Annotated in this window: 8 protein-coding genes; 5 read left to right on the plus strand and 3 right to left on the minus strand. The window is 70.5% G+C overall.

Features of this window, described 5'->3' with window-relative positions; all coding sequences use genetic code 11:
• Complete coding sequence (locus ACIF83_RS24560; RefSeq protein WP_399729943.1) at positions 1–783, minus strand: ATP-binding cassette domain-containing protein; 783 nt, start codon at positions 781–783, stop codon at positions 1–3.
• A 40-nt stretch (positions 784–823) separates the two neighbouring features.
• Complete coding sequence (locus tag ACIF83_RS24565) at positions 824–1,912, minus strand: substrate-binding domain-containing protein (protein ID WP_393479721.1); 1,089 nt, start codon at positions 1,910–1,912, stop codon at positions 824–826.
• Between the two features lie 189 nt (positions 1,913–2,101).
• On the opposite strand from ACIF83_RS24565, the gene ACIF83_RS24570 reads away from it, so the two are divergent.
• From ACIF83_RS24570 to ACIF83_RS24580, 3 genes are all read left to right on the plus strand, one after another.
• Entirely contained in the window at positions 2,102–4,633 is a 2,532-nt protein-coding gene (locus ACIF83_RS24570; RefSeq protein ID WP_399729946.1) for a SpoIIE family protein phosphatase, read from the plus strand.
• Positions 4,630–5,718: a sugar ABC transporter substrate-binding protein gene (locus ACIF83_RS24575; RefSeq protein WP_393479726.1), complete on the plus strand. Its 1,089-nt coding sequence runs from the start codon at positions 4,630–4,632 to the stop codon at positions 5,716–5,718. Before ACIF83_RS24570 ends, ACIF83_RS24575 begins: the two co-directional genes overlap by 4 nt.
• A gap of 371 nt (positions 5,719–6,089) precedes the next feature.
• Positions 6,090–7,034, plus strand: a complete 945-nt coding sequence (locus ACIF83_RS24580) for a chitinase (protein ID WP_399729950.1) — start codon at positions 6,090–6,092, stop codon at positions 7,032–7,034.
• A 79-nt stretch (positions 7,035–7,113) separates the two neighbouring features.
• On the opposite strand, the gene ACIF83_RS24585 is transcribed toward ACIF83_RS24580, so the two are convergent.
• Positions 7,114–8,187 (minus strand): fatty acid desaturase family protein, encoded by a 1,074-nt coding sequence (locus tag ACIF83_RS24585; protein WP_399729953.1) that lies wholly within the window; start codon positions 8,185–8,187, stop codon positions 7,114–7,116.
• Between the two features lie 205 nt (positions 8,188–8,392).
• Between ACIF83_RS24585 and ACIF83_RS24590 the strand changes: the two genes are divergently transcribed.
• Both ACIF83_RS24590 and ACIF83_RS24595 read left to right on the plus strand, forming a co-directional pair.
• A complete protein-coding gene (locus tag ACIF83_RS24590; protein WP_393479733.1) occupies positions 8,393–9,508 on the plus strand; it encodes a PP2C family protein-serine/threonine phosphatase in 1,116 nt (371 codons plus the stop codon).
• A 32-nt stretch (positions 9,509–9,540) separates the two neighbouring features.
• Positions 9,541–12,342, plus strand: a complete 2,802-nt coding sequence (locus ACIF83_RS24595) for a SpoIIE family protein phosphatase (RefSeq protein WP_398140513.1) — start codon at positions 9,541–9,543, stop codon at positions 12,340–12,342.
• Positions 12,343–12,417: the final 75 nt, after the last annotated feature.

The raw sequence follows: 12,417 nt of genomic DNA on the forward strand, positions 1-12,417 counted from the left end.
TCACCACCCCGACTCCTGGTGAGCCATCCGACGGGGCACGTTCTCCGTGGCACCGGTGATGGAGGAGATGATCTGTTCCTGAGACGCGGTGTTCACGTCGTAGAACCCGTTGTTGCGGCCCAGCCGCAGCACGGCGGCCCGGTCCGCGAGGGCTTTGACGTCCCCCAGGTTGTGGCTGATGAGCAGCACGCCCAGACCGCGGTCGCGCAGCCGGTCGATGAGGTCCAGGACCTCGGCGGTCTGCTCGATTCCCAGTGCCGCGGTCGGTTCGTCCAGGAGCAGGACCCGCGGCTCACCGAGGAGGGAGCGCGCAATGGCGACGGTCTGCCGCTGGCCGCTGGACAGGGAGACGACGGGGCCGCGCAGATCGGGGATGCCCCGGGTCAGCCGTTCCAGCAGGCGTCTGCTGCGGCGTTCCATCTCCACCTCGTCGAGGAACCCGAACCTGCGGATCTCCCGGCCGAGGAAGAGATTGCCGACGACGTCCAGGTTTCCGCACAGTGCCAGGTCCTGGTACACGGTGGCGATACCGAGGGCGCGGGCGTCTTGGGGACGCTTGATGTGGACGGGGCGGCCCTCCCACTCGATGGTGCCCGTGTCCGCGGGAGTGACGCCGGAGATCACTTTGACCAGAGTGGACTTGCCGGCCCCGTTGTCGCCCATCAGAGCGAGAACCTGGCCGGCGTGGATCTCCAGTTCGATGTCCGTCAGCACATCGACGACACCGAAGCGCTTGCACACGCCGTGCAGCGCCAGCAACGGGGGAGCCGGCACGAGAACCATCTCCTTCCCGGGGCACGGCCGCGGTCGGGGGACCGCGTTGTCAGGTCAGCCCGGCCTTTTCGCAGGCGGCCGCGAGCCGGGGGGTGCAGATCTGCCGGACCGAGTACACGCCGTCCTTCACCAGGGTGCGCTTGATGTTGGAGGCGGTCACGGACACCGGGGCGAGCATGACGGCAGGCACCTCTGTCCCGCTGCGAGTCCTCACCTTGGTCGTGGCGACCCCGTCGAGGCTCTCACCGCGGGCCGCGGCCACGGCCATGGCGGCGGCGGAGGAGGCCTCGGGTGTGAACGGCTTGTAGACCGTCTGGTACTGATCACCGCCGACGATGCGCCGCACGGCGGCAAGTTCGGCGTCCTGGCCGGTGACGGGGGGCAGGGGACGGACCTTGTTCGCCTTGAGCGCGGAGATGATCCCGCCGGCGAGGCCGTCGTTGGCGGAGTAGACCCCCTGGATGTTCTCGGCGCCGAGTGCGGCGATGGCACCGTTCATGTTCATGTTGGCCGCCTCCGGCCGCCACTGGACCGTGTCGTACGACTTGCCGATCTTCACCTTCCCTCTGAGGACGGACAGAGCACCCTCCTTGAACGCCACCGCGTTGGGGTCGCTGAGGTCGCCGTTCATCATGACGATCTGGCCGTCGTGCACCTTGTCGCCCATGCCCTGCAACAGCGCGCGGCCCTGGAGCCTGCCCACCTCCTTCCCGTCGAAGGAGACGTATCCGGATATCGGGCCCTCGGCGAGCCGGTCGTAGGCGATGACCGGGATGCCCGCCTCATGCGCCTTCTGGACCGTGGGGCGCATCGACCTGGCGTCCACGGGCACGAGCAGGATGGCGTCGACCCCCTCGGTGATCATCGAGTCCATCTGTTCCTGCTGGATGGCCACGTCGTTCTTGGCGTTGGCGTGCTCGATCACGCAGTCGTGACACAGGTCCTTGATCGTCTTCTCGAGCAGGGGCCTGTCCTGGGTCTCCCAGCGGGCCGTGGTGGCGTCCGGCAGCAGCACACCGATCTTCGGCGAGTTCCCCCCGGCGGAGGCGTTCCCGGCCTCCGTCCCGCAGGCCGCGACGGCGACCATCGCCGAGACAACGGCCATCGCCATGGCCGCGTTCCCCATGAAGGTCTTCATCGGACAGACCTCTCTGAACGGGCTGGCCCGGAGGACGACCACGTCGTCAGTGTGACACCGGCCGCAGTGATCTGCGAACCCGGCCACCACAGCGTCAACCTGTCCGGTCGGTCCGCATATGCGATTCTGGTGTAAGGCCCTCATCACACCCTGTCGGCACCTCGGCCTGGACGGGAGGTGGGTGCGGACATGCCTCATGACGGCAGCGCCCGGGCCGGTGTCGCACAGCTGCGGGCATCCGACGCCGACCCGGCCGGTACCGGCCCGCCGCCGGTGCCCGAGGGTGCCGCGAGTGTGCGCGTACTGACGTTCGCCGGAGCGGCGTTGGCAGCGGTCTACGTGCTCGGTGCCGGTACGGACGAGCTGCGACTGGTGGAGACCACCGGTCGCGCCGCTGCCGAGTGCGGGCTGCCCGAGCGCCTGAGCCTGTCCGGTGGCTCACCCGCGGCCCAGGCCTTCCGCACCGACCGTCCTCTGTGGCTGAATCCCACGGCACTCGCCTCCTTCTCCGAGGGCGGCCCGACGCCCCCGCGCGCACAGACGTCGCTGGGCGCACTGCCGCTGCGCGCGGAGGGCCGGCGGCTTGGCTGCCTCGTCGTCGTGGGCACGTGCGCGGATGGCTTCGAGCCCGAGCAGCAGCGCTTCCTGGAGGGATACGCCGACGCGATCGCCGGCCTGCTCCAGTCGGCGGCCGGCGGCACCACGCCGTCGCCGCCGCTGGGGCCCGCACTGCGGCGGCTGCGCGTGGGCTCGTTCGCCCTGGTGCCGGACACCGGCCTGGTCGAGGCGGACGAGACCCTCCTCGAACTGGTCGGTATCACGCCGGACGAGTTCGACGGCAAGGCGGACACCCTGCTCGCGCACACCCTGCCGGAGGACATGCATGCACTGATGTCGGTCCTGGAGCCGTCCGCCCATGCGCTCGGCGGCCGGCTGCTGGAGTTCCGGGTCCGCCGTCCCACCGGCGAGATGCGCTGGCTGAGCCTGAGCTGCCGGGTGATCGCCGGCGCCGACGACCGGCCCGACCAGGTGGTGGGCATGGTGACGGCGACCTCGGTCCTGCCCAGGAGCACGGACGACGTCTCCAGGATCCAGTGGCTGACCGCCGCACTGGACGACGCCGCCACGGTCGCCGACGTCAGCCAGGTGGTGGTCACCGCGCTCCGGGAGCCGCTCGGCGCCGACCGGGTCGCGCTCGCCGAGCTGCTGGACGACCGGCTCATGGTCACCGTCCTCGACCCGCCGGAGCCCGCCGCCTGGCCCGAGGCGTGGCGCTCCGAGTGGCGCTCGCAGTGGCCCGACGCACCGGTCAGCGCCCTGCCCACCCTGCGGCTGGCCCTGCGGGACGGGCGCATGGACCTGTGGCCCGCGGGCACAGCCCTCGAACCCGGACTCAGCGGCATCGGCCCCGGAGGTCTCGCCGTCCTGCCGCTGCCCGCCAAGGGCCGCCCCGCCGGCCTGTGCCTGATCGGCTGGGACCGGCCGCACGAGTTCGCCCCCGAGGAGCGCTCCCTGCTGACGGCGACCGCGGCGCTGGTCGGTCAGGCGCTCAAACGTGCCCACGCGCACGACGCCGAGCAGGAACTCGCCACGATGCTGCAGCGCAGCCTGCTGCCCCGGCGCCTGCCCGAACTGTCCGGCGGGACGGCCGTCGCCCGCTATCTGCCGGCCCGGCGCGGGTTGCAGGTGGGCGGCGACTGGTACGACGTCATCGCCCTCTCCGAGGACCGGGTGGCACTGGTCATCGGGGACGTGCAGGGACACAGCGCCGGCGCGGCGACGATCATGGGCCAGATGCGCACCGCGGTCAGGGCGTACGCGGTGGAGGGCCACCCACCCGACGTGGTCGTCTCCCACGCCAACCGACTCCTCGTCGGCATGGAGACCGACCTGTTCGCCACCTGCTGCTACGCCGAACTGGACATGGAGCAGGGCAACACCCTGTTCGTCCGCGCCGGACATCTCGCACCGCTGGTACGGCATCCCGACGGCAGCACCGAGGAGGTGCAGGTCGAGGGCTCGCTGCCGCTGGGCATCTCCGCGGAGGCGGAGTTCCCCATGACATCGGTCGCACTGGCCCCCGGCTCCCTGCTCGCCCTGGTCACCGACGGTCTGGTCGAGGCCGCCGACCTGCCCCTGGACGAGGGCATGCAGCGCACGCGCGCCGCCCTGGCCGCCGCGGATCCGTCGGACCCGGGCCAGGTGGCCGACGAACTGCTCGGTGACGCCGGCCGTCGTGAGGACGACGTGGCGCTGTTGCTGCTGCGCTACGACGGCATGAAGACCCGGCCGATACGGGCCGGTTGGGCGGTGTGGCGGCTGCCGGACGCCGTCATGCACGCCCGCCGCTTCACCGCGCGCACGCTGCGCCGCTGGCGCATCGAGCAAGTCGCCGACGCGGTGCTGCTGGTCGTCTCCGAACTCGTCACCAACGCCCTGGTGCACACCCAGGGGCCGGTCCATGTCGACCTGACGCTCCGCGGGGACCGGGTGCGGGTCTGCGTGAGCGACTCCTCCCCGCGTGCGCCCGCCAAACCGGTGATCGTGGACTGGGAGTCCACCGGTGGCCGGGGCCTGATGCTGGTGGAGGCGATGTCGGAGTCCTTCGGTTCCATGCCGGTGGCCAGCGGCAAGCAGGTGTGGAGCGAGATCGTCGTACCGCCACCCGATCCGGATCGCCCGGGTCCGGGGCTCTGGGCGGACCAGGAGGATCTGCCATGAGAGCCCGTACCCGGCACGTCGTGGCGATGCTCGTCGCGGGGTTCCTGGCGATGCCCGCGGCCGCCTGCGCGGGCGACGGCAGGACGGGCGCGGACAGTTTCACCGTCGGGCTGCTGCTGCCCAGCCGGACGCTGCCCCGCTGGGAGCACTTCGACAAGCCGCTGATCGAGCAGCGGCTGGATGATCTGTGTTCCCGGTGCCGCCTGGAATACGCCAACGCGGACAACGACGTGACGAGACAGCAGCAACAGATGACCTCCATGGTCACGAAGGGGGTCAGGGTCCTGATCATCGACGCCACGGACCCCAAGGCGCTCCGCTCCTCGATCCAGCAGGCGCACGCGGCAGGCGTCCCGGTCGTCGCCTACGACCGGCTCGCCGAGGGGCCGATCTCGGGCTACGTCAGTTTCGACGGTGCGCAGGTCGGCAAGCTCCAGGCCGAGGCGCTCCTCAGGGCCATGGGCCACAGGGCGAACGGCGGCAACGTCGTCATGATGAACGGCGATCCGACCAACCCGAACGCGGCATGGTTCAGGAAGGGGGCGCTGTCCGTCCTCACCGGCAGGGTGAACATCCGCCGGTCGTACGACACCCCGGGCTGGAGCACGGACACCGCCCACGCCAACATGTCCGCCGCCATAGCCGCCCTGGGCCCGCATCGGATCGACGGCGTCCTGGCGGCCAACGACTCCATTGCGGCCGGTGTCATCTCCGCGCTCAAGAGCGCCCAGCTGCGGAAACTTCCTCCCGTCACCGGCCAGGACGCCGACCTCGACGCCGTACACCGCATCATCAAGGGCGAACAGCTGATGACGGTCTACAAGCCCTTCGCGGTCGAAGCCGCCACGGCAACCGCCATGGCCGTCGCCCTCGGGCGCGGCGAGAGTGTGCGCGACATCGCCACGACGACGATCGACAGCCCCACCACCGAGCACATCCCGACCGTCCTGCTCACGCCCAGGGCAGTGACAGCGGCCGACATCCGGCGAACGCTGCTCAAGGACCGTGTCTACACCATCGAGCAGCTCTGCACTCGGGCGCTCCGCCGCGCATGCGACAAGGTCGGCCTGGGAGCAGCGGACTGACCGCTCCCTCTGCTCCGTCCCGCATCTGACGGTGCTCGCGGCGCCGCGCGCGCATCGGCGAACCGGCGAACGGCCGGACACTCACCCGCTGTTGACCCGCCCCGACTTGGTCAGTTAATTGTAAAGAACCTTGACAGTTAATTGGTCTAGTCCAACTATGGACCCGGTTCGACCTCACCCACCTCTGTCCGCGCGGTCTTCCCGCTGTCCCGCCTGCTCATTTCGCCATGGGAGCGTCAATGCGACGAACCGGTCCTGTCCACGCGCTGCTGTCCAGCGTGACCGTAACTGCCTTGTCGGCCACGCTGGTTGCTCTCGGGGGAGGCGGCGCACACGCCTCGTCGCAACTGTCCCCGCACCGCGCCGGGCCCATGCCCGCACACGTGTCGGCCCCCTACTTCGAGGCGTGGACCGGTGAGAGTCCGGCGGTGCTCGCCGCGGAGTCGGGCAACAAGTACCTCACGATGGCCTTCCTCCAGACGCCCACCGCGGGCTCGTGCGCGACGTACTGGAACGGCGACACGACCCAGCCGATCTCCCCGTCGGCCTTCGGCAGCGACATCGCCGCGATCCAGGCCCGCGGCGGCAACGTCATCCCCTCCTTCGGTGGCTACGGCGCCGACACCACCGGCACCGAACTCGCCGACAGCTGCACCAGCGTCGACGCCGTCGCCGCGGTGTACGAGAGCCTCGTCAAGACCTACGGCATCACGCGCATCGACCTCGACGTGGAGGCCGACTCCATCACCAACACCGCCGGCATCGACCGCCGCAACAAGGCCGTCGCCAAGGCCGAGCGCTGGGCCGAACGCACCGGCCACAGACTGCAGTTCTCCTACACCCTGCCGACGACGGAGACCGGCCTCGCGCCCAGCGGCGTGGCCCTGCTGCAGAACGCCGTCGACAATCACGCCCGGGTGGACGTCGTGAACATCATGACGTTCGACTACTACGACGGCGCCGCCCACGACATGGCGGCCGACACGGAGAGCGCCGCCGCCGGCCTGCACGACCAACTGGCCGCCCTCCACCCGAAGAAGAGCCCGGCGAAGCTGTGGGGCATGGTCGGCGTCACCGAGATGCCCGGCATCGACGACTACGGCCCCGAGGAGGCCTTCACCACGCAGAACGCGGCGACGGTCGAGAAGTGGGCCGAGGCCAAGGGGATCGACACCCTCTCCTTCTGGGCCCTTCAGCGCGACAACGGCGGCTGTGTCGGCACCGCCGGCGCCAACTCCTGCTCCGGAATCGCCCAGGACACCTGGCAGTTCAGCCACACCTTCGCGCCGTTCACCCGGGGCCACCACGCCCACTGAGTCGTAAGTCGTCGGTCGGGCCGACCCGATCGGCTCGGCACCCCCGGGTTCATGACCGGGGGTGCCGAGCCCGGCGCGATCACGCCCTGCGCTGCTGCCGGATCGGCTCTCCCACCCGATGCATGTGTGCCAGGGCCTCGCGATAGGACTGGATCAGCCCCGTCTCGTGGTACGGCACCCCGATCTCGGTGCAGTACTCCCGCACGATCACCTGGGCCCGGCGCAGGTGGACCGTGGGCATGCTCGGGAACAGATGGTGCTCGATCTGGTAGTTGAGCCCACCCAGCATCACATCCGTGAACCAACCGCCGCGCACGTTGCGCGACGTCAGCACCTGGCGGCGCAGGAAGTCGAGCCGCTGTGCACCGGTGATCGTGGGCATGCCCTTGTGATTGGGGGCGAAGGTGCAGCCCAGGTAGACGCCGAACAGGCACTGGTTCACGGCGAGGAACGCCACCGCCCTCCCGGGCGAGAGCACCAGGAACAGGGCGGTGAGCAGAGCCGCGATGTGCAGCAGCAACAGAGCGGCTTCGAGCAGCCGGTTCCTCATGGAGGGCGAGCGCAGCGCCCGCAGGCTCGCGACGTGCAGATTGAAGCCCTCCAGGGTCAGCAGCGGGAAGAACAGCAGTGCCTGGTGACCACCGAGGAGACGGGCCACGCCACTGCTGGCGCGGGCTTGCTCGGTGGACCACACCAGGATGTCCGGGGCGACGTCGGGGTCCAGCTCCTCATGATTGGGATTGGCGTGGTGGCGGGTGTGCTTGTTCATCCACCAGCCGTAGCTCATACCTATGCCGAGGTTGCCGAACAGTCGTCCCCAGATCTCGCTGTGCCGACGCCGCCGGAAGACCTGCCGGTGGGCCAGGTCGTGCGCCACCAGGGCGACCTGCCCGAACATCACGGCCAGAAAGGCGGCCACGGCCAGTTGCCACCAGGTGTCGCCCAGCGCGAAGAAGGTCCCCCAGCCCGCGGCGAAGAGCCCGACCACGAGTCCGAGCCGTACCGTGTAGTAACCGGGGCGCCGCTTCAGCAGGCCGGCTTCGCTCATGCGCTGGGACAGTCTCGCGAAGTCGCTGCCGGCACCGGGGGCGGGCGTGTCCGCACACGCGTCGGAGGCCCGGGGCGCCACGGAGGCATCAGGGGAAATCGTCATGCCGAAAATTCTGGGGACGGTCCACCGCCCGAAGAAGCCTGCCAGCCACCCAGTGGACACGAGGGCTGCCCCGCCTGACCTCCGGGGGTTTTCCCCCGTGCGTGCCCGCAGCCGGCCTTTTGCCGCTTCGAGCGGCTGATCACCGACCGTGGGTGTGTGGCCTTCCATGGCGTGCTGTCTGCATCATCCCGATAAGATGCATTTTGTGATCAGGTCGGGACGGCACCAGCGTCGCCCTCCAGTCGGTGGCCGACGGGACCCGGTGATGCTGTCACCGGTGATCCTGACCCTTCTCATCAGCGGCCTGGCCTTCGCCACACCGAGGGAGATCGCCTTCAGCCGCCTCCTGCCCGCAGCACCCGCCCTCGCGGCCGCGTTGTGGGCCGTCGTGCCGACGATCCTGCTGGGGGCGTTCTGCCTGCTGGTCATGATCGGACTCAGTCTCGTCTACTCCGACCTGGGAACGCCGTACACGGGTGCCGCGATCGTCGCGGTCACCCTGGCGGCCGCATACGCCAGCCATCTACGCCTCGAGCGCGAGGAGATGCTCTTCCAGGTCCGGCTGGTCGCGGACGCAGCCCAGAAAGTACTGCTCCGCCCGCTGCCGCGCCGCATCCAGAACGTCGAGATCGAGTCGCTGTATCTGGCGGCCCAGGAGCAGGCCCGGATCGGTGGCGACTTCTACGAGGCGGCCGACACCCCGTACGGGGTCCGGCTCCTCATCGGTGACGTGCGCGGCAAGGGACTCAAGGCGGTGGGAGCGGCCTCGGCGGTGATCAACTGTTTCAGGGAGAACGCGTACGACCAACCCGACCTGAGGAGCATCATCCGTCGCCTGGAAGCGAGCATAGCCCGGCACAGCCTTGCTACCCCCGCCCCGGACCAGCCCGAGCACTTCGCCACCGCACTGATCGCCGAGATCCCGTACGGCGGTGGGCAGGTCAGAATTCTCAACTGTGGGCACCCGCCACCCCTGCTCGTGCAGAACGGGGAGATCCGCGTCCTCGAGTCCAGCATGCCCTCGCCGCCTCTCAACCTCGCGACGCTCCTCGGCGACCACTACATCGTTGACACCGTCACCTTCTGCGACGGCGACCAGTTGCTTCTCTACACGGACGGCGTAACGGAGACCCGGAACCGCGACGGCGCGTTCTTCCCCCTGCCGGAGTGGATGCGGCAGCTCGGCCCGGCGCCGCCCCGCGAGCTGCTGGACCGGCTGCACCGGGACCTGCTCCACTACAGCGGCGGACGGCTCGACGACGACATCGCGGCTCTCGCCATACGCTGCCGGACCCCACCGGGCGAGGAGCGGTCCACGTAGAGCGGATGCTGCCGCAGTGTTAGAAAAGGGGCATGAGCGGACGCTCCCGCCGGCCATGGAGGAGAGCGGTGCCGCCGCCCGGCCCCGGGCGGCCGTCCGATCCGCCCCGCCGTACCCGCCGTGGTCGTACCGGCCCCTGGCCGTCTCAGGGACGCCGCCTCTGGCCGTCCCTGAGTGTCCGCACGCTCGCCGCGCAGGTCTTCCTGCTGCAGGCCCTCATCATGCTGCTGCTGGTCGCGGTGGCGGCGGCCGCACTGGTGGTGCAGGGGCGGTACGACGCCGAGCGCAGCGCCAAGGGCCGTTCACTGGCCGCGGCGGAGGCGTTCGCGCACGCACCCGGCACGGTACTCGCGCTGCGGTCACCGGATCCGACGGCACGGCTGCAGGCGCCGGTGGAGCGGGCGATGCTGGGATCCGGCGTCGACTTCATCACCGTCCTGGACAAGCACGGGGTCCGGCTCACCGACCCCGACCCCGCCCTGATCGGCACGAAGGCACAGGGTGTCGGCCGAGCCGCCGCGGGGGAGACGTTCACGGAGACGTTCCACGGCCGGCCGACCGACGCCGTGCGCGCGGTCGTTCCCGTGACGGACGCGAGCAGACGTGTGATCGGCATGGTCAGCGCCGGGATCCGGTACGAGACCCTGGGCCACGTGCTGAGCCAGCAGCTGCCGATACTGCTCGGCGCGGCGGCGGGGGCACTCGTGCTCGCGACCGGCGGTGCGGCTCTCGTGAGCAGGCGGTTGCTGCGGCAGACCCACGGGCTAGGGCCCGCCGAGATGACCCAGATGTACGAGCACCACGACGCCGTGCTGCACGCGGTGCGTGAGGGAGTCCTGATCGTCGGCGGCGACGGGCGACTGCTGCTCGCCAACGACGAGGCGCACCGGCTGCTGGACCTGCCCGAGGACGCCGACCAGCGGCATGTGACGGAGCTGGGGCTGGGGTCCGGCCTGAGACGGTTGCTGGCGTCGGGCGAGGCCGTCTCCGACGAGGTGATGCCGGCCGGGGACCGGCTGCTGGCGGTGAACACACGGCACATCGCACCGTACGACGGCGCGCAGGGCCTGGTGGCCACCTTCCGGGACACCACGGAGCTGAGAGCCCTGTCCGGCCAGGCCGAGGTGGCACGGGGCCGGCTGTCGTTCCTGTACGAGGCCGGCACGCGGATCGGCACCACGCTCGACGTACGGCGTACGGCCGAGGAGCTCTCGGAGGTCGCGGTCCCGCGCATGGCCGACTTCGTCACCGTGGAACTCCTCGACTCCGTGCTGCGTGGCGAGGAACCCACCGGCGCCGTACTGCGCATGCGGCGCACCGCGCTGAGCGAATCACGCGCCGGGCATCCGTTGCAGCCGGTGGGAGACCTGATCCAGTTCGTGGTGGCGGACACACCGATGGTGGCGGCGCTGCAACGCGGCAAGGCCGTCCTGGTGCCGGACCTGCACACTGCCCAGGACTGGCGGGCCCAGGACCCGGAAGGAGCACGACAGGCCCTGGAGTACGGCATCCACTCACTGGTCACGGTCCCTCTGCGGGCCCGGGGGATCGTCCTCGGCATGGTCAACTTCTGGCGCGGCGCCGACTCCGCCCGGTTCGAGGAGGAGGACGTCGCCGTCGCCGAGGAACTGGTCGCCCGGGCGGCCGTCGCGATCGACAACGCACGCCGGTACTCCCGCGAGCACGCCATGGCCGTGACCCTGCAGCGCAGCCTGCTGCCCCTGGACCTGCCGGACCAGGACGCACTGGAGATCGCCTCGCGCTACCTGCCGGCCCGGTCCGGCGTCGGCGGCGACTGGTTCGACGTCATCCCCCTGCCCGGTTTCCGGGTGGCCCTGACCGTCGGCGACGTCGTCGGGCACGGGCTGCACGCCGCGGTGACCATGGCACGGCTGCGGACCGCCGTGCTGAACTTCTCCTCCCTGGACCTGGCCCCGGACGAGCTGCTGACCCGTCTCGACGAGATGGTGACCCGCCTGGACACGCAGACGGCGAACGCGGACGACGACCGTGCGCCCCTCACCGGCGCCACCTGCCTCTACGCCATCTACGACCCGGTCGGCGGGCGCTGCACCGTCGCCCGGGCCGGCCACCTCGCACCGGCCGTGGTCGACGAACACGGCACGGTGACCATGCCCGACGTCCCCCTGTCGCCGCCCCTGGGGGTGGGTGGGCACCCCTTCGAGGCCGGCGAGCTGGCCCTGTCGGAGGGCAGCCGCCTCGTCCTGTTCACCGACGGCCTGATCGAGAACCGCAGCCGGGACATCGACGAGGGCCTGGACCTGCTCCGCTCGACCGTCGCCCACGCGGACCAGACACCGGAGGAGACCTGCCGCGCTCTCATGGAGACGCTGCTGCCCGAGACACCCGGTGACGACGTGGCGCTGCTCGTAGCCCGGACCCGGCTGCTCGACCCTTCCCAGGTGGCGACCTGGGACGTGCCCTCCGATGTGCAGGCCGTGTCCCGGGTGCGCACGGATGTCAGCCGCCGCCTGGACGACTGGGGGCTGCAGGAGTCGGCGTTCACCACGGAACTGATCCTCAGCGAGCTGCTCACCAACGCGATCCGGTACGGCGCTCCGCCCGTGCGGGTCAGGATCCTGCTGGGAAGCACCCTGGTCTGCGAGGTGTCGGACGGCAGCAACACCTCACCCCGGATACGGCGCGCGGCCACCACCGACGAGGGGGGCCGCGGCCTGTTCCTCGTCTCCCAGTTCGCGGACCGCTGGGGCACCCGCTATGCGGCCCAAGGCAAGGTGATCTGGGCCGAGCAGACCCTGAACCACAGCCGGGAACCGGACACGGCGGCTCTGTTCGACGCCGTGGCGTGGTGACACCGCCTGGTGCGGACCGGTGGAGGAGGCGCGCTCCGGGCGGGTGACGGCCGGCGGTGCCGCGGCACGGGTGGG

It is taken from the genome of Streptomyces sp. NPDC085866, from assembly GCF_044541035.1.
In the GTDB taxonomy this organism is placed as follows: Bacteria; Actinomycetota; Actinomycetes; order Streptomycetales; family Streptomycetaceae; genus Streptomyces.